The organism is Vibrio sp. B1Z05 (assembly GCF_052955985.1).
In genome coordinates, this window is record NZ_CP130463.1 from 286,480 (window position 1) to 311,557 (window position 25,078).

Sequence of the window (25,078 nt, forward strand, 5' to 3'; positions counted from 1 at the left end):
TCCAATACATCTTAATGATCACCGGTGTATTCCAGTGAAATTTTAGTTATTCAAATAGAAAGGACGACCGTAACCTAGAGCGTTACCTCCGTCACCATAATCTGTTCCAAAATTAGTGCCAAATCCAATAATGCCGATATTGAAGCTAATATTCTCTTCATATTCAGGCCCTGGAGTATGAATCCCGACATTATCCCATGAGCGCAATTGGTCTGTGTAGGTGATACCCACATACCAACAATCAGAGGTATAAGTGACGCGAGCCAATGCTTCTAGCATGATGTTTTCAGTCGTATCGTAGAAGTACTGACCGTTAACATTCCAGTTTTTATTGATCTTATATCCGCCTAATAAACCCACTTGCGAGATACCATCAGTGGTGATGTTATCTAGGTTGATAGAGCTACCTACGGTCTTATCAAGATAACTTCTGGTGACATAGCGATAGTTTGTTTGTATGTATCCAGCACCTTGACGGTATTCAATGGTGCTATCGGCTAACTGTATTTCTTCTGCGCTAATATCATATTGCAACCCGCCATGATAGAAGAGGTAGTCATTGAAGTTAAAGTCACTTTCAATCGCCCAAGCAGAGTAGTTAGAATCAGCGGTATCTGTATCGCTAGAATCTGTGTTTAAGTAGTAGATCTGGCCAAAGGAGAGGTTCATTCTCTCTTTGTAGCTAGAGTCATAAAAACGAGTCGTGGCACCATAACTAATTTGGTTAGCGGCCGCTATTTTATCTACGCCACTGTATTTACGAGTTCTGAACAAGCCATAGTAGTCCGTTTGCAGCAGGGTAGTATCGTAGTCGTAAATATTGCTTTGGTCTTCATACGGTACATACAAATACTGCACTTTAGGTTCTAGAGTTTGGGTGTAACCATCTATGAAAGTGGTATCTCGCTCAAGAAACAATGTACCGGTACTACGAAACTCTGGGATTGAGCGGAACACTTCCGAGTCGAGGTTTTTAGGATCGGTAATATCATCTAGGTCTTGATGGTAATAAGTGCCTAATAAACGCCCTTCGCTTTCCCAACTGCCCCAAGTGGTGTTCAGTGGCACGGTCAAACCGGGTTCAATATGAACACGGGTAGCATCTTTTGGTTTTACTTTACGCGCATCATCGGTAGAAAACTGTGTGATGTGACTGATCACGTCAAAATCGAGGTTCGGCATCAGCTGAGGATAAAAATAGTGCGCACTCAACTGCGGCAACATCCGATAAGGGAGGTTGGTCGTAGTGGATAACAGCTGAAAATCACGCACTAATAAACTGGTGTCCCAGTGCTCATTACGATAAGAGACTTTACCTTGTTGCAGTAATTGTCCGTCTTCTCGCTCACCTATGTTCGATGAGATGTCTCTAAAGTAATAAATGTCACTGACTTTTGCATAGTCAACTTCCAGTTTCCAGTTGCGATCAAATACACCATAGTGGCTGTAGCCAAAGCCCCAACGATCGCCGAGCTCTGGGTATTTTTGGTCGTCAGCTAGGTATTGAGCGTCAATCTGACCGCGACCCCAGTCACTCAGGTATCTAAACTTAGCGTCAGTTTGTAATCCACGTTCAGACATATATTTGAACGTAGTTTCTAAATCATAATTGGGCGCAAGGTTCCAATAAATCGGGACTTCTAACTCAAAGCCGTCACTGGTGCCATAAGCAACCGTTGGATATAAAAAGCCGGTTTTACGATTATCACCAATAGGCACGGTTAGCCATGGTAGATAAAAAACAGGAACTTTCTGGATTTCAAAGCGCGGGTTATACAGCGTCGCTTCTTCGGCTTCTTGGTCTATTTCAATTGAGGATGAAACCAAGCGCCATGAGTCATCATCTTCTGGACAAGAAGTGATTGAGCCATCTTTCAACTCATAATACAGCTTACCTTCGGCACGAATCACCTTGGCATCACCACGTCCGTTTTGACATAGCAACTGATAGTTGGCCATTTCTAGCGTAGTAACATCGGTATCAAGGTTGGTGGTAGCTGTATCAGAAACCGTTTTGATTTGACCGTTGGCCATTTTTACGTTGCCTTTGGCAACTATGGTGTTTTGCTCTTGATAGAGAGTAACGCTATCGGCATCAAGGCGTTTGTTGCCTTGTGTCACTTCTACATTGCCGCTGTAAGTGGCTTCTTTGCCATTGATTCCATCAAGAGAATCAGCTTCAACATTGGTCGGTAGCGAGTTTGCTTGGTCGGCATCATCAGGAGGTAGGCACTGTGACGTCAGATCAAAGGTTTGGTCTTTGGCTGCAGAAAGCAGTGCGGTCAACTCAGCAGCAGGAGCTGAATCTTGCTCTGGTGTTGAATTGTCTGTGGAGTCATTCTGAGAGTCATTAAGATCAACATTTGCAACCGATCCTTGATCTTCAGGGGAGTTCTCCTGCACACTAGTTTCCGCCTGCGCATTTGTAACCAACAACGCAGTGGTTATAGAAAGAGCTAGCCAGGTGCGGGGAAATTTTGACATCGAATAGAAACTTCCTTGATGATGAATAAGTCCGTAGACTGTAGTTGACCGTTTACTCGGCAGAATGTTCCTTATGATAATAGAATTTGGAGCATCAGGCACTAAAAGAGCACATTACTCTATAAAAATTAGTAGATTGAGAAAAAGCATGCATTTTTTTGGCAAAATATTAGGCGCATTTTTTGGTTTTTTGTTCGGTGGAGCGTTTGGCGCGCTACTCGGGCTGTACATTGGACATAGATTTGATCGAGCAAAAACATTAAGTCGAGCTCGTCAAAGTGGCTTTGGTGGATTCCAAAGAGGCGCAAATCCAGCGCAACAAGCGGAGTTCTTCCAAGCGGCGTTTTCGGTGATGGGGCATGTTGCTAAGGCAAAAGGTCAAGTTACCGAGCAAGAAATTCAACTTGCAAGCATCATGATGCAACGTATGAACTTGGATGAAAACCAAAGACGAACCGCTCAAGAGGCATTTCGTCAAGGTAAGTCGGCCTCGTTCCCGCTGCGTGATGTGCTAAATCGAGTACGCGAAATTAGCCGTGGCAGACATGATTTAACGCAGTTCTTCCTTGAGCTACAAATTTCAGCGGCTTTCGCCGATGGTAGTTTGCATCCTAAAGAGCGCGATGTGTTACACATTGTTGCTGAGGTGCTTGGCTTTAGCGCGGCTCAATTGGAGCGCCGTCTAAAAATGCAAGAAGCGGCGTATCGTTTCCAGCAAAGCGGTGGCTTTGGTGGTCAGCATTCTGGTGGTGGTTATCAGCAGCAAGCGACCACTCAAGACCAATTGGCCGCGGCTTATGAGATCCTTGGTGTCGAAGCCTCGGCGGAACCAAAAGAGATTAAACGAGCTTATCGCAAGCTGATGAATGAACATCACCCAGACAAACTTTCAGCGAAAGGCTTGCCGCCTGAGATGCTGGAAGTGGCAAAAGAAAAAGCACAAGAGATTCAACACGCCTATGATGTAGTTAAGAAAGAGAGAAACTTTAAATAGGTAAATTGATGACATTGAGTCATAGCGACGTCTTACACTATTGGTTTACAGAGTTGGAACCACAAGATTGGTTCCGCTCCAATCCAGATGTTGATCTGCAGATCAAACAGCGTTTTATGTCGCTACATCAGCAAGCTGTGCAATGTGAGCTTGCTGATTGGCGCGCCTCCGCTAGTGGGCGTTTAGCGGAGATTATCGTACTCGATCAATTTTCACGCAATTTATACCGGCAATCAGCGCTCGCTTTTGCTAATGATTCGTTGGCGTTAGCCTTGGCGCAAGAAGCGGTTTCTCTTGGCGTTGATAAAACACTACCTTTGTCACAAAGAAGCTTTCTGTATATGCCTTACATGCATAGTGAGTCTTTACTTATTCATCAGCATGGCTTGCAGTTATTTACCCAAAGTGATCTTAAAAATAACCGAGAATTTCACCTGCAACATACGGCTATTTTACAGCGCTTTGGCCGATATCCTCATCGTAACCAAACCTTAGGCCGAGTCAGTACCCCTGAAGAGCTGACTTTCCTTTCTCAGCCCGGCTCTAGCTTCTAATTTCTATTTAGCTGTCTCATTTAACTGCCAGTCGTAGTCGTAAGTGATTTTGCCATTAAAAGTGGCAAGATTATCTGCGGTGGCTAAGTCATCGTGGTATTGCGCGATGTGCTGCAAAACGCCATCTTTACCGCCAAAGTCCACAGCAAACCAATCGTAAATCGATGAGAGTTGTAGCGCACCGTTACTGACTTTTACCCCTTTATCGCTATTAATAAACACTTTGGCGCTTTGTGTAAGTAGTTGCTCAGTATTTTGCGCTGTAAAGGCTTGAGGTTGCAGGTTCGGACAACCTAAACTGGCACAGTTGACGGCGTAGTGAGTGCGAGGGTCGTTCCAGATAGGGCGTAAAATTCGATGTTCGATATCGTTTAACGTTAAAGATTTTCCTGTCACGCTGATCAGTTTGTCATCCCATGGACCAAAGCTAAATAAACCGCCTAATTTGGTGATGGATTTGACGGGGTAATTATCCAGAATGAGCTGTATGGTTAAGCTATTGTACAAATTAACCCAGTACGCATATTGCTCAGCTTTGGAGTATTGTCGGGGGTCAATACTCGCCAGTGATGAGAGATAGTTTTTTAGGCGCTGTTTGTCAGCCGTGGTAATAGATGCGTAGCGAAATAGCGTCAAGTCCCCTTGGATAACAAGATAAGTATCTAGAATAGACTGCCACTGGCTATGATCAATGCTTTGCTGGCTTTGGCTATGCACATCCCAATATGACCAAAGCTCAGATTTGGGCGCGGCGAAACTGTTGTAGGAAAACAGTGCAAGAATCAGAATCCATACCTTTGACATATCTCTCTCCATCTCGATTGCAAAGAAAAACCCAATAAAAAAGGCCTTGTATCAACAAGACCTTTTAAGCATAGGTTCTATTTCAGCGAATAATGATTAACGCATAAATGCAGGGATATTCTGCTCATATTCTGTGATTTTGTCTGCATGTTGCAGAGTTAGGCCAATGTTATCTAAACCATTTAGTAGGCAGTGACGACGAAACTCATCAATTTCGAAACTGTATTGTTTGCCATTTGCTGTCACTAACATAGCTTCTAAATCAACCGTGACTTCGGCCCCTTCATTGGCTTCTACAAAAGTGAAAATCTCATCCACTTCCGCTTCGGTCAAGCGCACAGGTACCATTTGGTTGTTGATAGAGTTGCCGTAGAAAATATCCGCAAAGCTTGGCGCAATCATGACTTGAATGCCGTAATCCGCCAGTGCCCATGGGGCGTGCTCACGAGAAGAACCACAACCGAAGTTTTCACGTGCAAGCAAGATGCTCGCACCCTGATAGCGTGCTTCGTTCATGACAAACTCAGGGTTAGCTTGCTGACCTGCATCATCAAGAAAACGCCAGTCATGGAACAAGTGCTGACCAAATCCAGTGCGAGTTACTTTTTGTAGAAACTGTTTTGGAATGATGGCATCGGTATCGACGTTGGCAGCGTCAAGAGGGACAACTAAGCCCGTATGTTGTTTAAAACCTGACATGTTATTTCCCCTTACTGCTGCTCAAAAGTGCGGATATCAACAAAATGACCAGCGATAGCTGCCGCTGCCGCCATTGCTGGACTAACTAAGTGTGTACGGCCTTCACGACCCTGACGACCTTCAAAGTTACGGTTACTGGTAGAAGCGCATCGCTCTTGTGGACCAAGGCGGTCATTGTTCATTGCCAAACACATAGAACAGCCCGGTAAGCGCCATTCAAAGCCTGCGGCAATAAAGATCTTATCTAGCCCTTCCGCTTCTGCTTGCGCTTTTACTTGCTCAGAACCAGGAACGATAAGTGCTTGTACGTGCTCAGCGACTTTACGACCTTCGGCAACTTTCGCCGCCGCGCGCATATCTTCGATACGAGAGTTAGTACAAGAGCCAACAAACACTTTATCGACAGGGTATTCAGAAAGAGATTTACCGGCTTCTAGTCCCATGTAAGCCAAGGCTTTTTCCGCAGATGCTTTTTCTACTGGGTCAGTAAAGCTAGTTGGGTTAGGAATTGGCGTATCCACTGAAATTACCTGACCTGGGTTAGTTCCCCAAGTGACTTGAGGTTTGATATCAGCAGCTTCTAGGGTAACGATAGCGTCAAACTCAGCGTCAGCATCCGATTTCAAGCTTGACCAGTATTCAACCGCGTCATCCCAATCTTTACCTGTTGGGGCAAATTTACGACCTTTGATGTAATCAAAGGTGGTTTGGTCTGGAGCAACCAATCCCGCTTTTGCGCCAAGCTCGATAGCCATGTTACATACGGTCATACGGCCTTCCATAGAAAGGTCGGTAATCGCTTCGCCACAGAACTCAACCACGTAGCCCGTACCGCCAGCAGCGGTCGTTTTACCGATGATCGCCAATACGATATCTTTTGCGGTAATGCCGTGTGCAACCTTGCCCTTTACTTCAATCTTCATGGTTTTTGCACGAGATTGTTTTAGGGTTTGAGTAGCCAACACATGCTCAACTTCAGAGGTACCAATACCAAAGGCAATAGAACCAAATGCGCCGTGAGTGGCGGTATGTGAGTCACCACACACAATGGTCATGCCCGGTAGAGTAATACCAAGCTCTGGGCCCATAACATGTACAATGCCTTGATATTTATGGTTTAAGTCATAAAGACGAACCCCAAATTCACCACAGTTTTTCGACAAGGTTTCCATTTGGATGCGCGCCATTTCACCAGAGGCATTGATGTCTTTGGTGGTTGTAGAGACGTTATGATCCATGGTGGCGAAGGTTTTGCTGGTTTGACGTACACGACGACCTTTTTCACGCAGACCATCAAACGCTTGTGGTGAGGTCACTTCGTGCACTAAGTGTCTGTCGATGTACAAGATAGGGTTTTCGCCTTCAGCTTCTACCGCAATATGTGCATCATAGATTTTTTGATATAGAGTTTTAGCCATTGTTACTTCCTTTTTCCTTGGCAATTTACTTGCCAAGGAAACTCATCTATTGGTTAAGAGTTCAAAACATACTCAGCAATTTTATCGCCCATCTCAGAGGTGCTTAGAGCGGGTTTGTCACCGGCAAGGTCGGCAGTAAGTTCGCCTGCGGCTAATGCTTTCGAGACAGCATTTTCAATATCTTTAGCCGCATCTTCTTCGCCTAGGCTGTAACGCAACATCAGTGCCGCAGATAGAATTTGCGCGACTGGGTTAGCGATGTTTTTGCCAGCAATATCAGGTGCACTGCCGCCAGCAGGTTCGTATAAACCAAAGTTGCTCGCGTTTAAGCTTGCAGAAGGAAGCATGCCCATAGAGCCTGTGATCATGGCACATTCATCAGAGATGATATCGCCAAAGATGTTTGAACATAGCATGATGTCAAATTGCGACGGGTCTTTGATAAGCTGCATAGTGGCGTTATCGATGTACATATGCTTAAGCTCAACATCAGGGTATTCCTGAGCCACTTCTTCTACCACTTCACGCCAAAGAATAGAGCTTTGTAGAACGTTAGCTTTATCGATGGAGTAGACATTCTTGTCACGTAGACGAGCCGATTCAAAGGCGATACGCGCAATACGCTCAATCTCGTAGCGGTGGTAAACTTCGGTATCAAACGCTTTTTCATTTGCGCCTTCACCTTCACGACCCTTTGGTTGACCAAAGTAGATGCCACCAGTAAGTTCACGTACCACCACAATATCAAAACCACGATCTGAGATATCAGCACGCAATGGAGAGAAGCTTTCTAAGCCCTTATGAATTTGTGCAGGACGAAGGTTACAGAACAGTTGGAAATGCTTACGCAAAGGAAGTAGAGCACCACGTTCAGGCTGATCGTTTGGGGGTAGGTTTTCCCATTTAGGGCCACCCACAGAGCCAAATAAGATCGCATCAGCGGCTTCACAACCATTTAGTGTTGATTGTGGTAGTGGTGAACCGTGGTTATCGATAGCAATGCCACCCACGTCAAATTCGTCACGCTCAAACTTAAGTGAATGCTTACTTTCAATTGCATTCAATACTTTATGAGCTTGTTGCATTACTTCTGGGCCAATACCGTCACCTGGTAGTACGGCAATCTTGTAAGATTTATCTGCCATGAAATGGTCTTCCTTAAATTTATATGTTGGTTTCCTCCTCTTAGATGCTGCGTAAGAGGAGGTGATAGTGTTTAAACTGTTGCTGTGTGTTTCTTCTGCTTTATTTCTTCAATTTGGTCTGCGCGATGGATGCTGTTAATCACGTGTAGTAATGCTTGTCCTGAGGCTTCAACAATATCCGTTGCCAAACCTGTACCGTGATATTTACGACCTTTGTAGTTAGCGATGATATCGGCTTGACCTAGACCATCTTCACCTTCGCCTTTAGCGGTTAGGTGGAATTTATCTAATACAATATCGTAACCCGTTAGGCGATAAATACACTGATACAAGGCATCAACTGGACCATTACCTACTGCGGCTTCGCATTTTTCTTCATCACCACATAGCAATTTGATACTGGTGGTTGCCATGATGCTGCCGGATTGAACGCTCAAGTAGTTCAACTTGAAGTAGTCATCTTCATCTCGCAAATTAGCGAAGTGCATCAATGCTTCTAGGTCGTAATCAAATACTTGCCCCTTGCTATCAGCCAACTTCAAGAAGTCTGCATATAGGGTATCAAGGTTATATTCTTCTTCCTTGTAACCCATGCTGTCCATATGGCTTTTCACCGCAGCGCGACCAGAGCGACTGGTTAAGTTAAGCGCTTGGTTTTTAAGACCTATGGATTCAGGAGTCATGATTTCATAGGTGTTTTTGTTCTTTAACATGCCGTCTTGGTGAATGCCTGACGAGTGGCTAAAGGCATTCTCGCCGACAATAGCTTTATTGGCTTGTACTGGCATATTACAAAGCTGTGAGACCAGTTTGCTGGTGCGATGAATTTCATCGTGTTTGAAATTAGTTTGTACGCCCAAGAAGGATTCGCGCGTTTTGATGATCATCGCCACTTCTTCTAGTGAACAGTTGCCCGCACGCTCACCAATGCCGTTGATCGTGCCTTCCACCTGACGAGCACCAGCCTGTACAGCGGCAATTGAGTTGGCAACGGACATGCCCAAGTCGTCATGACAATGAACAGAGATAATGGCTTTATCTATGTTAGGTACGCGGTTAAATAGGGTTTCGATAATACCGCCAAATTCGTTTGGCACTGTGTAGCCGACGGTATCGGGAATGTTGATGGTATTCGCGCCAGCATTAATTGCCGCTTCTACCATGCGACATAGATTATCGATTGGCGTACGACCGGCATCTTCACAAGAAAACTCAACATCATCTGTATATTTTCTGGCGTGTTTAACGGCATTGACACCCATCTCAATCACATCGTCGTAGCTACGGCGAAGTTTGTCTTGTACGTGCACAGTCGATGTTGAGATAAAAGTATGAATTCGGAACTGGTCAGCGACTTTCAACGCTTCTGCCGCAGCATCGATATCTTTGGCCATTGCGCGAGATAGGGCACAAATGCGGCTGTTCTTGATGTGTTTGGCAATGGTTTGTACCGATTCAAAATCACCTGGCGAAGAAATAGGAAAGCCAGCTTCAATAACGTCTACGCCCAATCGCTCCAGAGCATAGGCAATTTGCAATTTTTCCTTAACTGTTAGGCTTGCAGAAAGTGCCTGTTCACCATCTCGTAGTGTGGTGTCAAAGATAATGACTTGATCGCTCATATTGGCTTCCTTTTCCAGCGTTATCGTTAAATTTATATACAAAAAAACCCGCATCTAAGTTGCGGGTTTCTGTTCATCTTGGTGGTGTTTTTCGCCCACTAGCAACCCGCGTGTTTATGTCACGATCAGGAGGAGCAGTAGTGAAGTTGAAACAACGAATTTCATTTTAAAAAACAATCCATCAATGAAGTTAACAAATTAATACCGCGATTTGACTACAATCGTCAAGAGGAAAGTTGAAAAAACATTCAATATAGATTGTGAAATTGCAGAAGTATTGCTGGTTATCTTGTTGCAAGTGATTGAATAGCTTGAGCTTATGGGTTTGATGGCTTTGTATTTCTTTTATCTATGTTTCATTGGTCGGCTTACTCTTTTTATATATGCGTACGTATGACTAGCGTGTATAAAAATAGGTTTTTTTGCTGGTTGCGGTACTTTTTCATGCTTTGTTATGCAGTGAAAATTAAGGGCTAGGGCTTGAGTGAGTACACTCCTGTTAGTGAGTTAGATGATGAAATATAACGACTTTTCTCAGTGAACTAAAAAGCATGAGTAAACTCACTAATGTTTCGATATTATTACACTCGTGTCGACCTCAATTAGTAAGCAACATTCGTATTTAAAGAGTGTTGCTTCAGCATACTTTCAGTGTTCTCTCATTTTGGATGATGAAGCAAACTGGCTAGAAACTAGGATTCTAATTCATGAAATTTAATCGCAAGCTACTGTTCTTTCCCGCTGTTATCGTTGGAATTATTATTTTAATCGTGGCCATAGAAACCCGCCCACAAGTTCCAACTAAGCCTGCTGGAGATAGGGCAAAGCCGGTGAAAGTAATGGCGATGAAATTGACGCCAATAGCACCAGAAGCGATTGGTTTTGGGCAAGCGTCTGCCAAATTTGAATGGACTGCCATTGCTGAAGTATCAGGTAAAGTGGTTTATCGAAATCCTAACCTTGAGCGTGGTCGAGTGCTTAAGGCGGGGACTGAAGTGTTGCGAATCGATCCGCTTGATTATGAGTTGAAGCTAGTGCAGGCAAAAGCCGATTTGAGCTCTAGTGAAACCCAGCTTAAAAAATTAGCCATAGAGTTTAGCAACAATAAAAGCAGTTTAGCGATAGAGAAAAATCGTCTTACGTTATCGGAAACCGAATTAAAACGTCTGCAAGATTTGAGAAACAAAAAAGTAGCCTCGCAATCTGATGTGGATACTCAGCAACAAGCGTATCTTGCGCAGCGCAAACTGGTGCAAGACAGTGAAAACAAAGTCACGCTTTATCCAGATGAAAGAAAAGTCGCGCAAGCCTTGGTTGAGGTCAATAAAGCCAAAGTTAAAGAAGCTGAACGCGCTCTGGCAAAAACCAGTATTGTTCTGCCTCGCGATTTACGTATCTCCTCGGTTGATATTGAGCTCAACCAAGTGGTCAACCTGCAACAAAATATGCTGACCGCTCAAGGGTTAGATGTGATGGAAGTCGAAGCGCAAGTGTCGATTCATGATATGCAGTTATTGACGCAGAGCTTAGCGGATAAGCAAGGTGCCGATGCTCGTTTTCCTGACTTGTCTCGCTTACAAGCCTCAGTGAGTGTTTCTAGTGGAAGTTATACTGCGATTTGGCCTGCAAAAGTGACTAGAGTTAGCGACTCCGTTGATCCTACTCACGCCACCATTGGTGTGATCTTGGAGATCCAACAAGGTGCGAAAGGTATGCCAACGCCAACAGCGTCCATGATCAGTGGCATGTTGTTACGCGCTAAAATAGAAGGTGTGCAATCACCACAATGGGTTATCCCGGAAATGGCGTTGCATGGCAATAAAGTGTATCTGTTTGAAGATGGCAAATTGAAGATCTTGCCAGTTTCGGTGCAATATCGCCGCGATCAGAAAGTGATCGTTAGCGGTGATTTTAAAGCAGAAGATCGCTTAATTTTAAATGATCTATTACCGGCGCTCTCTGGAATGCAGCTGAAGCTGGAAAAAGTGGCTGATGAGGCTAAGTCTGCGGAGGATGCGGCGTGATCCGATTTTTTGCAAGGCATCCAACGGCTGCCAATTTATTGATGCTACTGATTTTTTTAGTGGGTGTGCTATCGCTACCTACTATTAAGCGTGAAACGTTTCCTGAATTTTCGCCGCCGTACATCATTGCTTCAATTGCCTATCCGGGCGCTTCGCCTTTAGAGGTTGAAGAGAGCTTGTGTGTGCGTATGGAAGATGCCGTCGATGGTCTATCCAATATTGAAGAAAGTACCTGTGATGCTTTAGAAGGCAGTGCCAGCTTAGTATTAAAGCTTAATGGCTCTGCTGATATCGGACGCATGCTGGTGGATGTACAGACGCAGATCAATGCCATCAATGACTTCCCCGATGAAATTGAATCTCCGGTTGTGCGTGAGCTTGACTGGAATGAACCTGTGGTTGATGTCGCTATCACAGCCGATATGAATTGGCCTGATCTTAAAGCGTATGCTGAGAAGCTAAAGCGGATCATGAAGCTTGATTATGGCGTTTCATTGGTTGATGTATCGGGTTTTTCTGATCATGAATATCGGGTCGAGCTCAATACTTATGCGATGCGTCAGCTGGGTTTAAATGTCAGTGATATCGCTTCTCAAATTGGTAAGCAAAACGTCAAATTGCCGAGCGGTAACATTGAAACGCCGCAGAAGAATTTTTTGATTCGTTTTGATGAAAGACAAGTGACGCCAGAACAGCTGCAAAATATTGTGGTGGGTTCTGGTCCAAATGGCGCGGCGGTACGACTGCGCGATATCGCTAAAATTACCGATCGTTTTGAGTTAGACGAGCAAAAAGTGCTGTTTGATGGCAAACCATCAGCCATTTTAAAAGTCAGTAAGAACAAAGAAGATGATGCGTTAAGAATCAAAGACGATGTCGTGCGTTTTGTTGAGGCGCAAAGGGCTGTTGCACCGCAAGGTGTGACGATTAGCATGACTAATGATCTGTCATCGGTATTGTGGGACAGATTAACCATGATGGTGCGTAATGGCTGGCAAGGTATTGCGCTGGTCTTTGTTACCATGTGGCTGTTTTTTAGTTTACGTTACTCTTTCTGGGTTGCGGCAGGCTTACCCGTTGCCTTCTTAGGTGGGCTGTTCATGATGGCTAACCTAGGCATTTCAATTAACATTATGTCTTTGGTGGGGCTATTAATGGCTATCGGTATCATGATGGATGATGCGATAGTGATTGCCGAGTCGATTGCCGCCCATTTAGACCGGGGGGAGAGTATCGATGATGCGGTGCACTTAGGGGTTAAAAAAGTGCTTCCGGGGGTGGTTTCTTCATTCCTTACCACAGTGTGTATTTTTGGTAGCTTGCTCTTTTTGGACGGAGAGATGGGGGCAGTATTAAAAGCTGTGCCACAAGTCTTAATCTTAGTACTGAGTTTGAGCCTAATCGAAGCCTTCTTGATTTTACCTCATCACTTAGCTCATTCACTGCACAGAGCGAAAAAAGAGCGCCCTGATCTGCGTTTTAAAACCGCTTTTTTAAGAAAGTTTGATGAGTTCCGCAATGGCACCTTGGTGCGCGCAGTGGACAAAGTGGTGGAATATCGCTACCTATTTATGGGCTCAGTTGTGGCAGCGTTACTTATTTCGGTTTCTTTGCTCGCAGGCGGCTTTTTGAAATTTGTACCTTTCCCCGATTTAGATGGGGATATCGCCGAAGCACGTATTATTTTGCCGCCGGGTTCGACATTAAGTCAGACCGAAATCGTCGTCGACCGTTTGGTTAACTCAGCGCAAAAACTGGATAAAGAGTGGACTGAAAAAGTAGAAAATGGCGTGCCACTCATTCAGCATATCACCACTAGTTACAACACCAATGCTGATGCGGATGAATCAGGGCCGCATATTGCGACCGTACGTTTAGACTTGTTAGGCGCAGAAGAGCGAAACACGGTATTAGATGAGTTTATTGATGCGTGGCGCAGTGATGTGGGGGAATTAGCTACACCGATATCCCTAGTCTACAAACAGCCTACTATGGGGCCGGGTGGACGTGCTATCGAGATTCGTTTGCAGCACGACAACTTAGAGTCATTGAAAGCGGCCTCTAACGAAGTACAGTCATACTTGAATGAGTTTGATGGCGTGCACGGCGTGCTTGATGATATGCGTATGGGTAAAGAAGAGGTGCTGGTTAAACTGCGTCCCGGCGCTGAAAGCTACGGCGTTAATGGGCAAATGATTGCCAGCCAATTGCGCGGCGCTTTTTATGGTCAAACTGCTGATGAGATCCAAGTTGGCGTAGAAAATATCAAGATTGAAGTGCGCTTAGATAAAGATGAAGCGGGTAATCTAGAGCATCTAGAAAACTTCCCAATCATTATGCCAAGTGGCGCGCAAATCCCGCTGGGGACTATTGCAAGTTTTGATTTTCAGCGCAGTTACGTGCGTATTCAACGTATTAACGGCATGAGAACGGTGGCGGTATTTAGTGATTTAGATACCTCAAAAGCCAGTTCTGGGGAGATCATCAGCACTTTCAAAACTCAAGAACTGCCTAAACTGCAAAAAGAATACCCCGGTATTCGAGTGGACTTTGACGGTGAATCGAAAGATACCGACAAGACCAGTTCTTCTATGGGTAAAGGATTCTTAGTTGGTTTATTTGGCGTGTTTGCCATCCTCAGTTACCAGTTCCGTAGCTATCTAGAGCCTTTCGTGGTGATGCTAGCAATACCATTGGCATTGATTGGCGTTATCTGGGGCCACTTCTTACTTGGGCATAATATGAGTATGCCAAGCATTATGGGCTTTGTTTCCTTAGCTGGTATCGTGGTCAATGACTCAATCTTGTTAGTGCAATATATACGCTTCCATATTGATGAAGGTGATGAGGTTCGAGATGCGGTAGTAAAAGCGAGTCGTGAGCGTTTTCGCGCCGTGTTTATTACTTCGATGACCACTGCAGCGGGTTTGCTACCTCTATTATTGGAAACTAGCCTACAAGCTCAGGTAATTCAGCCATTAGTTATTTCAATTGTATTTGGTATTTTCACTTCCACGATATTGGTGCTGTTTATGGTTCCTTGTGCTTACACAATTTTGGCTGATTTTGGCAAAATTAAAAAGCATGAAGCAATTGATATTTGACTATAAATCAGTGGCTTACATCGGGTAAGAAAAAACCACTGAAAATGTAATTTCAAAGCAAACAAAACGTCACTTTTCTGTCATTTAACTTCCTTAGTTTAGGTGTTAACTAAATTAAGGGAGTAAGGCAGGGATATGAGTATCTTTGATTTTAACCGTCAAGATGTACAGCACATTAACCCTATTGTTCGTTTCGACCTGACGTTTTCGCTACTTTGTATGGAACACAAATATGCGGATCGAGTTAGCCAAATTAGTAGAGCTGTATCTCACTCTGGTGATGGTCATCTTTATGTATTATTGGCTTTAATTGCTTACGTTGTCGATTCAGCGACGGGAAGTCTATTTTTAGCCTGCGGGCTATTAGCATTTGCCATTGAATTACCGATTTACTGGCTAGTGAAAAATGGCTTTCGTCGTCGTCGTCCTCATGAATTATCACCACGATTCATTAACTATATAGAACCTTCAGATAAGTACAGTTTGCCGTCTGGGCATACTGCTGCTGCCACTATCATGGCAATTAATATTTCTATATTTTTCCCGACTTTAGCGATTATCGCCGTAGTTTGGGCAAGCCTTATTGCGCTATCTAGAATTCTTCTCGGTGTGCACTTCTTTAGCGACATTGTTGCGGGAGTGGCGCTTGGAGCGGCTAGTGCCTTTACTGCTATGGCGATCATAGGTGTGTAACATGAAAATATTATACGGTGTGCAAGGTACAGGAAATGGTCATATTGCACGTGCGCGTGCGATGGCTGAAGCATTCAAAAACCGTGATGGTATCCAAGTCGATTTCGTCTTTTCTGGAAGAGAAAAAGAGAAATACTTCTCGATGGAAGCATTTAATGGTTATCGCGCCTTTTCTGGACTGACCTTTAATTCAAACAGTGGCAAGGTGGATTACCTAAAAACTGCTACCAACAATAACTTGGTTGAGCTGCTGCAAGACATTAATACATTAGACGTAAAGAGCTACGATTTAGTTTTAAATGATTTTGAGCCAATTAGTGCATGGGCGGCCAAACGACATAAAGTGCCGTGTATTGGCATTAGCCACCAAAATGCGTTCCGCTATCAAGTGCCTAAAAAAGGCTATGGTTTGATGGATAAAACCATTATCCATCACTTTGCACCTTCGGATTTTCAACTGGGATTGCACTGGTATCATTTCGACCAACCTATTTTACCGCCTATCGTACACAGTGGCGGAGCTCATAATGGTGTTGAATCTAGAAGTGCAGGAGAGGACTTCATCTTAGTCTATCTTCCTTTTGAAGATTTAAAGCAAGTGGCTGAGTTGCTACAGCGCTTATCTGATTACACATTCTGTTGCTATCACCCTGATATTAAAGAAGTGTATGACTTGGATAACGTGCAATTTCGTCCTTTGTCCTTCACCAATTTCCAACAAGATCTGGTGCGTTGTCAGGGCGTCATTGCTAACGGTGGGTTTGAACTGCCATCTGAAGCGCTTTCTTTGGGGAAAAAACTGCTACTCAAACCATTGAGTGGGCAGTTTGAACAGCAAAGTAACGTAGCGACTCTAGAGTATTTGGGTCTAGGAAGCGCTATGTTTGTGCTAGAGCCTAGTATTATCCGTAAGTGGTTAGAGGAAGAAAAACCAGACCCTATACATTACCCTGATGTGGCGGGTGCTATCTCGGATTGGGTACTGGAAGGTCACTGGGATCAACAAGCTCAGTTGAGTGAACACCTCTGGAAACAAGTGAGTTTTCCAAGCCATATTACACACCTGTTAGATTAAAAATCAGACAAAGTAGTGATGTATGATTAGCTAGGTCAATGATTCAGCCTTGCGTCACTGCTTTGTTTTATATGCTCAACTTATGTATTTGTCATACAAGTTATATGTTTTTTTTATCAAAAATAGTGTTTTTTATTTTTTTATATAGCTCGTAAGTTGCTGTTTTATAGTGGCAATATCTCTGTATAGCTAAAATCTACTCATTCTTTATCAATTTGCTTGTTCTATAGTGATGATATGAAACATATTAGTTTCAATGAATATTCATCCTATTAATGATTTGCTGATTTAACAGTTTATCCATTACAACAATAGATAGAGAGAAGAACGGATGTTGGCGAGTAGCAGTGCACATGATTGGCAACAAGCAGTAGACCAAAAAAGCACCACTTTACGTGGTGTTGATCTTAATTTACTCATCGTATTTGATGCTGTTATGCAAGAGCAGAATATTACTCGTGCAGCGAAAAACTTAAACATGTCTCAACCTGCCGTGAGTAATGCTGTTGCTCGTTTAAAGGTGATGTTTAAAGATGACCTCTTTATGCGTAAAGGACGAGGCATTTCTCCTACATTACGTGCTCGTCAATTATCAACTCCAGTACGTCAAGCTTTGCAATTGGTGAGAAATGAACTGCCGGGAACATCGTTTGATCCGGCGACTTCTAGCCGCATATTCTCTATTGCTATCGGTACGCCAAATGATGTTCGTTTTGCTCCTGAGTTAATTAAAAATACCGCCAAGAAAGCACCGAGCGTGAAATTGAACCTAGATTCTTTGGGTGGCACGTCGCTACAAGAGCGGCTCATTCAGCAAGAGATCGACTACATCATCGGCTACACCTATTTTGATAATGCTGACTTTGTAAGCACAGAGATCTTTAGTGATGAGCTAGTAGTAATTTGTGCCAAAGACCATCCTCGTCTTGGTCAATCGGCCAAAATATCAATGGAACAACTGCTGCACGAACAACATGCCAGTTTATCGCCAACCAGTGATGTGATGGATTTAAACCATATCGTGTATAAAGATTTACAAGTTCAATCTTCATACCGTGGCGCAACGCTTGGTAACTTAATTGCGGTAGCCGCACAGTCTGAATTATTGTGTGTTGTTCCTCGTTGGGTTAAAGAGTTTTTCCCAACCAGTTTAGAGCTGCACTCTATGCCGTTTCCGGGTGAGCAAACTCAGATTAGAGCCTACCTAACTTGGCACGAATCTAGACAAAATGATGCTGCTCATATCTGGATGAGAGACCAGTTAATGGCCGTGTGTGGTGAAGTGGTTGCTAAAGGATAATTAGAATTATTCTGCAAAAATTTATGAAGCATCGATAGCGAACGTTATCGGTGCTTTTTTTATGTGCAATATTGCACTGATACTGCTCTTACCAGTACCCAAAAACAAGATTCATGTCCAATTTTGAAGCAAGAAAACGCGAGTGTAATTGCCTTTTTATTACTCGACTGTAAACTATCTGGCTAACTCAGCTTACAGGTGTAAGCCAAAAGGTAGAGGTGTATGGCCAGTTCAGAGTTTCACATTGTTAAAAAAGTTCGTCAGCAAGTTGTAGACGGAGGAAGCCGCATTGCACTTAAGCACAAAATTAAAGGTGCTTGGCAGGGGATTTCTTGGTCTCAGTTTGGGCAGCAGATGGATGCTGTTTCGATGGCGCTTTTGACTCAAGGATTGAGTGTTCAGGATAAAGTGGGTATTTATTCGAATAATATGCCGAAATGGACAATGGCAGATATTGGTGCGCTACAAGCACGTATCGTTACCGTTCCTATCTATCCAACTAATACTGCAGAACAGTCAGCTTATGTTCTGCAAAATGCAGACGTAAAGGTTTTATTCGTTGGTGAACAAGAGCAATACGATATTGCCGTTTCAATCTTCGATCAGTGTGAGCAGCTAGAATTGATCGTTGCGATGTGTGACAGTATTTCATTGGCGGAAAATAACTTCAGCCAGTCTTGGGATGATTTTGTTAAAACACAAGATCACACAGTAGAAGTAAAAGAAGAGTTTGAGAAGCGCATACAAGATGCCAACTTAGACGATCTAGTGACACTTATTTATACCTCTGGCACCACAGGTCAGCCAAAAGGGGTAATGTTAGATTACGCCAACTTTGCATCACAGTTAGAAGGGCACGTGGCTCGTCTAAATCTAAGTAAAGATGATGTGTCTTTGTGTTTCTTACCGCTATCTCATGTATTTGAACGTGCATGGACTATGTTTGTGCTGTTTACAGGGGCAACGAATGCCTACCTTGTGGATACGATGCAAGTGCGTGATGCGTTAGGTGAAGTGAAGCCAACCGTTATGTGTGCGGTGCCGCGCTTTTATGAGAAGATTTTCTCGGCGATTCATGAAAAAGTATCGCACTCTTCTATAGCCAAAAAAGCCATGTTCACTTGGGCGGTTAATACGGGAGCAAGAATTGCTCTTTGTAAGCAAGAGCAGCGTAAACCATCCTACTTATTAAAGCGTAGCCATGCTTTGGCCGATAAGCTTGTGCTAAGCAAGTTACGCGCTTTATTGGGTGGCAATATCACTATGATGCCATGCGGTGGTGCTAAGCTTGATGAGACAATAGGTCGCTTTTTCCATGCTCTAGGTCTTAACGTTAAGCTTGGCTACGGCATGACTGAAACAACAGCTACAGTATCGTGCTGGGATGAGCCAAAATTTGATCCTGATTCAATTGGTACTTCGATGCCCGGTGCTCAGGTTAAGATTGGCGAAAACAACGAAATTTTAGTTCGCGGGCCTATGGTGATGCGTGGCTATTACAAGTTGCCAGAAGAAACAGCTAACACATTTGATGAAAATGGCTTCTTGAAGACCGGTGATGCAGGGCATTTTGATGAGAATGGTAATTTGTTTATCACTGATCGCATCAAAGAGTTGATGAAAACCTCTGGTGGTAAATACATTGCGCCGCAAGTAGTTGAAGGCACTATAGGTAAAGATCACTTTATCGAGCAAATTGCCGTTATCGCAGATACTCGTAAATTTGTTTCGGCGTTAATCGTACCTAGCTATGAAGCCCTAGAAGTGTATGCCAAAGAGCTGAACATCAAGTATCACGACAAAGTGGAATTATTAAAACACAGCCAAGTTGTTGAAATGCTTGAAGAACGAGTCACTGAGTTACAAAAGAACTTAGCGAAGTTTGAACAGGTTAAGAAGTTTAAATTACTGCCTAAAGCCTTCTCTATGGAAAAAGGCGAACTAACGCCAACTCAAAAGCTACGTCGTAAAGTCATCAATGATCGTTATCAAGACGAAATTGAAGAAATGTACCATGAAAAAGGCAAAGCTAAGGCAAAGCCGAAAAAGTAGTGAGTTAACTTAAATAAAAATGATCCCCGCAGCTTTGATAAGCTCGCGGGGATTTTTATTTGGGTCTATGAAAAACAATGAGTTAGAAGCGGTTAATCATGGGTGATGAGTCTTTAAATATTTCTGTTAATGAAATGTGTTTTTTAGCGTAGACAGAGGCGGGATAAAAACTGTATGGTGGAACGGTAACCCTACATTTGCTATGGCGGAGGTAGGAACATAGTCAGTTATTGTTGAGGCGAAAAACAAGCCGTTTTGACAAGGAATAATAGACTTTAGGCTACGAATAAGCCCTAACTATGTAAACCCAACGAATAGATAACCCAAGTTTATTCGTCAACGGTAAGGAGAGAGTTAATGGAAATGTTATCTGGCGCAGAAATCATCGTCCAGTCATTGATTGAAGAAGAAGTTGAGCAGATTTTTGGTTACCCAGGAGGCTCAGTTCTCGATATTTATGATGCCCTGCATGCAAAAACCGACCAAATTAAGCACGTTTTAGTTCGTCATGAGCAAGCCGCAACCCATATGGCTGATGGCTATGCCAGATCTACGGGTAAACCCGGCGTAGTGCTGGTCTGTTCAGGCCCTGGCGCAACCAATACCGTCACCGGCATCGCAACCGCCTACATGGATTCCATTCCAATGATTGTTATCTCTGGCAACGTGCCAAATAACTTAATTGGTAATGATGCCTTTCAGGAGTGCGATATCGTCGGTGTTTCAAGACCAATAGTGAAGCATAGCTTTTTAGTTAAACGTGCTGAAGATATCGCAGAGACCGTCAAAAAAGCCTTTTTTATCGCCTCAACAGGTCGACCTGGTCCGGTAGTGATTGATGTCCCTAAAGACATCATGAACCCGCAAATTAAGCTCCCTTTCCAATATCCAGACAGCATTAAAATGCGCTCTTACAACCCAACAACAGCTGGGCATAAAGGGCAAATTAAAAAGGCGCTAAAAGCCCTTCTCGAAGCGAAAAAACCCGTATTGTACGTTGGTGGTGGCGCGGTAATTTCTGAATCAGATCAATATCTGCTTAGCCTCGCTGAGAAGCTACGACTGCCAGTAGTCAGCACATTGATGGGCTTAGGCGCTTTTCCTGGAATGCATGCTAACTCGCTAGGCATGCTGGGCATGCATGGCACTTATGAAGCCAATATGGCGATGCATAATGCCGACCTTATTTTTGGTGTTGGGGTTCGATTCGACGACCGCACCACCAACAATTTAGAAAAATACTGTCCAGATGCAAAAGTTATTCATATTGATATCGACCCATCCTCGGTATCGAAAAATGTGCGCGCGGATCTGCCGATTGTCGGTTCTGCCGATAAAGTGCTGGAATGCATGGTGTCATTGTTAGAAAACCAAGATACAAGTAACGATCAACAAGCACTGCAGCTTTGGTGGAATGAGATTCAAACGTGGCGTGAGCGCGATTGTCTAGCCTATGAAAAGTCCGCCGATAAAATCAAGCCTCAGCAGGTGATAGAGACCTTACACAAGCTGACCAATGGCGATGCCTATGTGGCTTCCGATGTGGGTCAACATCAGATGTTTGCGGCCTTATACTACCCATTTAAGCAGTCTCGTCGTTGGATTAACTCCGGTGGTCTTGGCACTATGGGCTTTGGTTTGCCAGCTGGTATGGGCGTGAAGTTTGCTCATCCAGAAGAAGAGGTGGTAGTGGTAACCGGTGACGGCAGTATTCAAATGAATATTCAAGAGCTGTCGACGGCGTTGCAATACGGCATTCCAGTGAAAATCATCAACCTAAATAATCGCTTCTTAGGCATGGTTAAGCAGTGGCAAGATATTATCTATGAAGGACGCCACTCCAACTCATACATGTCATCGGTGCCTGATTTCGCCGCCATTGCAGAAGCTTACGGGCATGTTGGTATGCGCATTTCCTCTCCTGATGAGTTGGAATCAGGGCTGCAAAAAGCGTTAGATATGAAAGATCGTTTGGTATTTGTAGATATTAGTGTTGATGAAACAGAGCATGTTTATCCAATGCAAGTGAAAGGTGAAGGCATGGATAGTATGTGGCTAAGCAAGACGGAGAGAACATAATATGAGACACATTATTTCCCTATTAATGGAAAACCAACCGGGCTCATTATCGCGAGTGGTTGGGTTATTTTCTCAACGTGGTTACAACATTGAATCGCTAACCGTTTCACCGACAGATGATGAAACCTTATCTCGCTTGAACATCACCACTGAAACCGATGAACTGCAACTGGAGCAAATTCAGAAGCAGCTGCACAAACTGATCGATGTACTTAAAGTTCAGGAAGTGACAGAGTCGGACTATATCGAGCGTGAATTGATGATGGTGAAACTTAAAGCTTCTGGTTTTGCTCGCGCTGAAGTAAAACGTACCGCCGATATTTTCCGCGGTCAGATTGTGGATGTCACGGCCTCTCAATATACGGTGCAACTGGCAGGCACAAGCGAAAAACTGGACGCTTTTATTAAAGCTATTTCTGAAATCACCGATGTGATTGAAGTGGCAAGAAGTGGTGTGGTTGGATTAGCTCGTGGTGAACGAGCGTTGAAAGCTTAGTTACCAATACTGCGTCGACTCAAAAGAATAAGTGAACAAACAGCACATACTCTTTTGAAAGTTAACTATTTTTTATTGAGCCATCTCTATTATTGAGGTGGCTTTTTTATGTTGGAATGTTTAGCAAACGTAAATGTGGATCGCAATATGATTGCGTGGTGCTTTTTTGAACGATACACTGGTTACAGTGAGTTTTTAGACACGTTATCGCTGAGTCAGATAGGGATTGCCTAACTTTGTGATCATATAGAGGCACAGTATGTTACGAACTGCATTTGTAAGATTGGTTGTAGGTGGATTATTGGGAATGGCAATGGTATTTAATGCCGTTTATTTCCTTCCGTTAGTTCTGTTAATGAACACTCATCGTCGTGAGCTATTTTCTTTCTAGCAAAATTTATCTTTTAAAAAAGACATAAAAAAAGAGAGCCAAAAGGCTCTCTTTTTTGTATCTGTTAGGTTGCTGTAAATTACAGTACGTGTACAGATGCAGTGTTAGTAGTACCTGAAGCAACTAGAGCGCCAGAAACCATAACTACGATGTCGCCTTTCTTACCAAAACCAGCTTCAAGAACGTATTCTTTACCGTTTTTGTAGAACTCATCAGTGCTGTTGATTGAATCAACAAGAACTGGACGAACACCCTTAGTAAGAACTAGCTGTGCAGCAGTCTTAGAGTTAGTAGTTAGAGCAACGATGCTTGCAGTTGGGAAGTATTTACGTACAGAACGTGCAGACTTGCCGCCTTCAGTAGCAACGATGATTAGAGGGGCTGCTAGTTTCTCAGCTGTGTCTACTGCGCCTTTACATACTGCTTCAGTGATGCGTAGACGAGGGCTGTCTAGACGAGAACCTAGTTCAGCTTTAAGTGCGCCGTCAGTACGGTTAGCGATTTGAGCCATGATAGTAACAGCTTCAACTGGGTACTTACCTTTAGCAGTTTCACCAGAAAGCATTACAGCATCAGTACCATCCATGATTGCGTTTGCAACGTCACCCGCTTCTGCGCGAGTTGGACGTGGGTTTTGAATCATAGAATCAAGCATTTGAGTTGCAGTGATAACCATCTTACGAGCACGGTTACATTTCTCAATCATCATTTTCTGAGCGAAGATTACTTCTTCAGCTGGGATTTCAACACCTAGATCGCCACGAGCAACCATGATGCCGTCAGAAGCTTCAAGAATTGCGTCGAAGTTATCAACACCTTCTTGGTTTTCGATTTTAGAGATGATGTGGATGTTTTCGCCACCGTTAGCATTTAGAAGCTCACGGATTTCTTTAACGTCTTCTTCTTTACGGATGAAAGAAGCAGCAACGAAATCAACGCCTTGCTCACAACCAAATTTAAGGTCAGCTTTATCTTTCTCAGAAAGAGCAGGAAGTTGAACAGAAACGCCAGGAAGGTTAACACCTTTGTTTTCGCCTAGTGCACCGTTGTTAAGAACTTTACACTTAACTTCAGTTTCAGTAGTAGCAAGAACTTCCATTTCGATTAGACCGTCGTCTACTAGGATAGTGTTACCAGCAGTTAGGTCGTTTGCGAAACCAAGGTAAGTTACAGCAACGATGTCTTTGTTACCCACTACAGATGCGTCTGTAGTGAAAGTGAATTCTTGACCAGCTACTAGATCAACGTCATTGCCGTCTTCTAGTTTGATTGTACGGATTTCTGGACCTTTAGTGTCTAGAAGGATAGCCAGTTGCTTACCTACGTTAGACATAACTTCACGGAAGTTTGTGATACGGCCAGCGTGCTCTTCAAAGTTACCGTGAGAGAAGTTCAGGCGCATTACGTTCATGCCTGCATTTACTAGTTCAGTCAGCTTCTCTACAGATTCAGTTTTAGGGCCAATCGTACATACGATTTTGGTCTTTTTCATGGAAAATACTCTCCGGTAAGTATTACATAAGTTTAAATAGGGTACTGGCGGCTATATTACTTCATTTGTAATTAAATTACAAAATTCTACGGAGTCCTTCTATTAGATGACTCGGAAGTTATTATAGGCAACCTTGGCGACTTATCACACAAAATCAATCATTTTTAGCACAGTTTTTGCGTGATTTTTCACCAAATTCATCGCTAGATCACGAATACAGCAACATTAGCTCTGTGACTAACGATATCAATTTTGTAATAAAGTTTCTTTCTGGCGTCGGATTCTAACACCGAAATAGTTCAAATTCACGGTTTAGAATTGTCTTAGAACAAGGTTTTAGCGCAAAAGAATTATTTTTAACAATAAAATAATTCTTTTGCTCAAAAATGGCTTCGATTCAGGGTGTTACCACCCACAGAACTCTGTAAAACATCGACTGAGTTTGCGATATTTTCAGCAGTAATGGATTAAGAAATAGCCTGATCAGTCAAAAATAAGCTGAATATGCAAAGATTGAGTGTGATTGATTACTGCGCAGTAATGATGGTGTTTTTGAGCTTATCTTGGGATACCTCGGTATTTTGTTACATTTTGTATCGGTGCGATAAATTGGCATCGCCTTGCCTGCATTGAAAGGTTGCAAGCTATTGCT

The 25,078-nt window shown here is 43.4% G+C and carries 17 protein-coding genes; 10 read left to right on the plus strand and 7 right to left on the minus strand.

The annotated features are described in order from the left end of the window. Window positions 1-42: 42 nt before the first annotated feature. Window positions 43-2,484: an LPS assembly protein LptD gene (gene lptD, locus QV280_RS01430; RefSeq protein ID WP_152821434.1), complete on the minus strand. Its 2,442-nt coding sequence runs from the start codon at window positions 2,482-2,484 to the stop codon at window positions 43-45. Between the two features lie 148 nt (window positions 2,485-2,632). Between lptD and djlA the strand changes: the two genes are divergently transcribed. Together djlA and QV280_RS01440 are read left to right on the plus strand one after the other, a co-directional pair. Beyond that, window positions 2,633-3,478, plus strand: a complete 846-nt coding sequence (djlA, locus tag QV280_RS01435) for a co-chaperone DjlA (protein ID WP_152821432.1) — start codon at window positions 2,633-2,635, stop codon at window positions 3,476-3,478. Window positions 3,479-3,486: 8 nt separating this feature from the next. Then, window positions 3,487-4,032, plus strand: a complete 546-nt coding sequence (locus QV280_RS01440; RefSeq protein WP_152821430.1) for a DUF924 family protein — start codon at window positions 3,487-3,489, stop codon at window positions 4,030-4,032. Between the two features lie 3 nt (window positions 4,033-4,035). Here QV280_RS01440 and QV280_RS01445 read toward each other — a convergent pair whose 3' ends face one another. The 5 genes from QV280_RS01445 to leuA all read right to left on the minus strand — a co-directional run bounded on the left by QV280_RS01445 (window position 4,036) and on the right by leuA (window position 9,720). Beyond that, a complete protein-coding gene (locus QV280_RS01445) occupies window positions 4,036-4,836 on the minus strand; it encodes a DUF547 domain-containing protein (protein WP_152821428.1) in 801 nt (266 codons plus the stop codon). A 96-nt stretch (window positions 4,837-4,932) separates the two neighbouring features. Further along, window positions 4,933-5,535, minus strand: a complete 603-nt coding sequence (gene leuD, locus QV280_RS01450) for a 3-isopropylmalate dehydratase small subunit (RefSeq protein WP_152821426.1) — start codon at window positions 5,533-5,535, stop codon at window positions 4,933-4,935. Window positions 5,536-5,546: 11 nt separating this feature from the next. Beyond that, complete coding sequence (gene leuC, locus QV280_RS01455) at window positions 5,547-6,953, minus strand: 3-isopropylmalate dehydratase large subunit (RefSeq protein ID WP_152821424.1); 1,407 nt, start codon at window positions 6,951-6,953, stop codon at window positions 5,547-5,549. Window positions 6,954-7,006: 53 nt separating this feature from the next. Next, the gene (gene leuB / locus QV280_RS01460; RefSeq protein WP_152821422.1) at window positions 7,007-8,098 is read right to left on the minus strand and encodes a 3-isopropylmalate dehydrogenase; all 1,092 of its coding nucleotides are present in this window, start codon (window positions 8,096-8,098) and stop codon (window positions 7,007-7,009) included. A 71-nt stretch (window positions 8,099-8,169) separates the two neighbouring features. Beyond that, entirely contained in the window at window positions 8,170-9,720 is a 1,551-nt protein-coding gene (gene leuA, locus QV280_RS01465) for a 2-isopropylmalate synthase (RefSeq protein ID WP_152821420.1), read from the minus strand. 707 nt (window positions 9,721-10,427) lie between these two features. Here leuA and QV280_RS01470 point away from each other — a divergent pair. From QV280_RS01470 to ilvN, 8 genes are all read left to right on the plus strand, one after another. Next, window positions 10,428-11,744 (plus strand): efflux RND transporter periplasmic adaptor subunit, encoded by a 1,317-nt coding sequence (locus QV280_RS01470; protein ID WP_152821418.1) that lies wholly within the window; start codon window positions 10,428-10,430, stop codon window positions 11,742-11,744. Beyond that, window positions 11,741-14,848 (plus strand): efflux RND transporter permease subunit, encoded by a 3,108-nt coding sequence (locus QV280_RS01475; RefSeq protein ID WP_367869601.1) that lies wholly within the window; start codon window positions 11,741-11,743, stop codon window positions 14,846-14,848. The genes QV280_RS01470 and QV280_RS01475 overlap by 4 nt, the downstream gene beginning before the upstream one ends. Before the next feature lie 135 nt (window positions 14,849-14,983). After that, window positions 14,984-15,541 carry a phosphatase PAP2 family protein gene (locus tag QV280_RS01480; protein ID WP_152821416.1) on the plus strand — a complete coding sequence of 186 codons (558 nt, stop codon included), beginning with the start codon at window positions 14,984-14,986 and terminating at the stop codon, window positions 15,539-15,541. A 1-nt stretch (window position 15,542) separates the two neighbouring features. After that, window positions 15,543-16,616, plus strand: coding sequence for an MJ1255/VC2487 family glycosyltransferase (locus tag QV280_RS01485; RefSeq protein WP_152821414.1), 1,074 nt, complete (start codon window positions 15,543-15,545; stop codon window positions 16,614-16,616). A 331-nt stretch (window positions 16,617-16,947) separates the two neighbouring features. Next, window positions 16,948-17,916, plus strand: coding sequence for a transcriptional regulator LeuO (gene leuO, locus QV280_RS01490; protein ID WP_172972825.1), 969 nt, complete (start codon window positions 16,948-16,950; stop codon window positions 17,914-17,916). Between the two features lie 222 nt (window positions 17,917-18,138). Next, the gene (locus tag QV280_RS01495; protein WP_152821412.1) at window positions 18,139-19,968 is read left to right on the plus strand and encodes an AMP-dependent synthetase/ligase; all 1,830 of its coding nucleotides are present in this window, start codon (window positions 18,139-18,141) and stop codon (window positions 19,966-19,968) included. Window positions 19,969-20,325: 357 nt separating this feature from the next. Next, window positions 20,326-22,047 (plus strand): acetolactate synthase 3 large subunit, encoded by a 1,722-nt coding sequence (locus tag QV280_RS01500; protein WP_152821410.1) that lies wholly within the window; start codon window positions 20,326-20,328, stop codon window positions 22,045-22,047. A 1-nt stretch (window position 22,048) separates the two neighbouring features. Continuing rightward, complete coding sequence (ilvN, locus tag QV280_RS01505) at window positions 22,049-22,543, plus strand: acetolactate synthase small subunit (RefSeq protein WP_021712448.1); 495 nt, start codon at window positions 22,049-22,051, stop codon at window positions 22,541-22,543. 470 nt (window positions 22,544-23,013) lie between these two features. Here ilvN and pykF read toward each other — a convergent pair whose 3' ends face one another. Then, on the minus strand, window positions 23,014-24,426 hold the full coding sequence (gene pykF, locus QV280_RS01510) for a pyruvate kinase PykF (RefSeq protein WP_152821408.1): 1,413 nt from the start codon (window positions 24,424-24,426) through the stop codon (window positions 23,014-23,016). Window positions 24,427-25,078 lie beyond the last annotated feature (652 nt).

Excerpts from the sequence above, each read along its gene's own strand:
- ilvN (WP_021712448.1), top strand. The coding sequence starts at position 22,049 with ATGAGACACATTATTTCCCTATTAATGGAAAACCAACCGGGCTCATTA.
- pykF (WP_152821408.1), bottom strand. The coding sequence starts at position 24,426 with ATGAAAAAGACCAAAATCGTATGTACGATTGGCCCTAAAACTGAATCT.
- leuA (WP_152821420.1), bottom strand. The coding sequence starts at position 9,720 with ATGAGCGATCAAGTCATTATCTTTGACACCACACTACGAGATGGTGAA.
- QV280_RS01470 (WP_152821418.1), top strand. The coding sequence starts at position 10,428 with ATGAAATTTAATCGCAAGCTACTGTTCTTTCCCGCTGTTATCGTTGGA.
- leuD (WP_152821426.1), bottom strand. The coding sequence starts at position 5,535 with ATGTCAGGTTTTAAACAACATACGGGCTTAGTTGTCCCTCTTGACGCT.
- QV280_RS01445 (WP_152821428.1), bottom strand. The coding sequence starts at position 4,836 with ATGTCAAAGGTATGGATTCTGATTCTTGCACTGTTTTCCTACAACAGT.
- QV280_RS01485 (WP_152821414.1), top strand. The coding sequence starts at position 15,543 with ATGAAAATATTATACGGTGTGCAAGGTACAGGAAATGGTCATATTGCA.
- QV280_RS01495 (WP_152821412.1), top strand. The coding sequence starts at position 18,139 with ATGGCCAGTTCAGAGTTTCACATTGTTAAAAAAGTTCGTCAGCAAGTT.
- leuO (WP_172972825.1), top strand. The coding sequence starts at position 16,948 with ATGTTGGCGAGTAGCAGTGCACATGATTGGCAACAAGCAGTAGACCAA.
- lptD (WP_152821434.1), bottom strand. The coding sequence starts at position 2,484 with ATGTCAAAATTTCCCCGCACCTGGCTAGCTCTTTCTATAACCACTGCG.
- leuB (WP_152821422.1), bottom strand. The coding sequence starts at position 8,098 with ATGGCAGATAAATCTTACAAGATTGCCGTACTACCAGGTGACGGTATT.
- QV280_RS01480 (WP_152821416.1), top strand. The coding sequence starts at position 14,984 with ATGAGTATCTTTGATTTTAACCGTCAAGATGTACAGCACATTAACCCT.
- QV280_RS01500 (WP_152821410.1), top strand. The coding sequence starts at position 20,326 with ATGGAAATGTTATCTGGCGCAGAAATCATCGTCCAGTCATTGATTGAA.
- QV280_RS01440 (WP_152821430.1), top strand. The coding sequence starts at position 3,487 with ATGACATTGAGTCATAGCGACGTCTTACACTATTGGTTTACAGAGTTG.
- leuC (WP_152821424.1), bottom strand. The coding sequence starts at position 6,953 with ATGGCTAAAACTCTATATCAAAAAATCTATGATGCACATATTGCGGTA.
- djlA (WP_152821432.1), top strand. The coding sequence starts at position 2,633 with ATGCATTTTTTTGGCAAAATATTAGGCGCATTTTTTGGTTTTTTGTTC.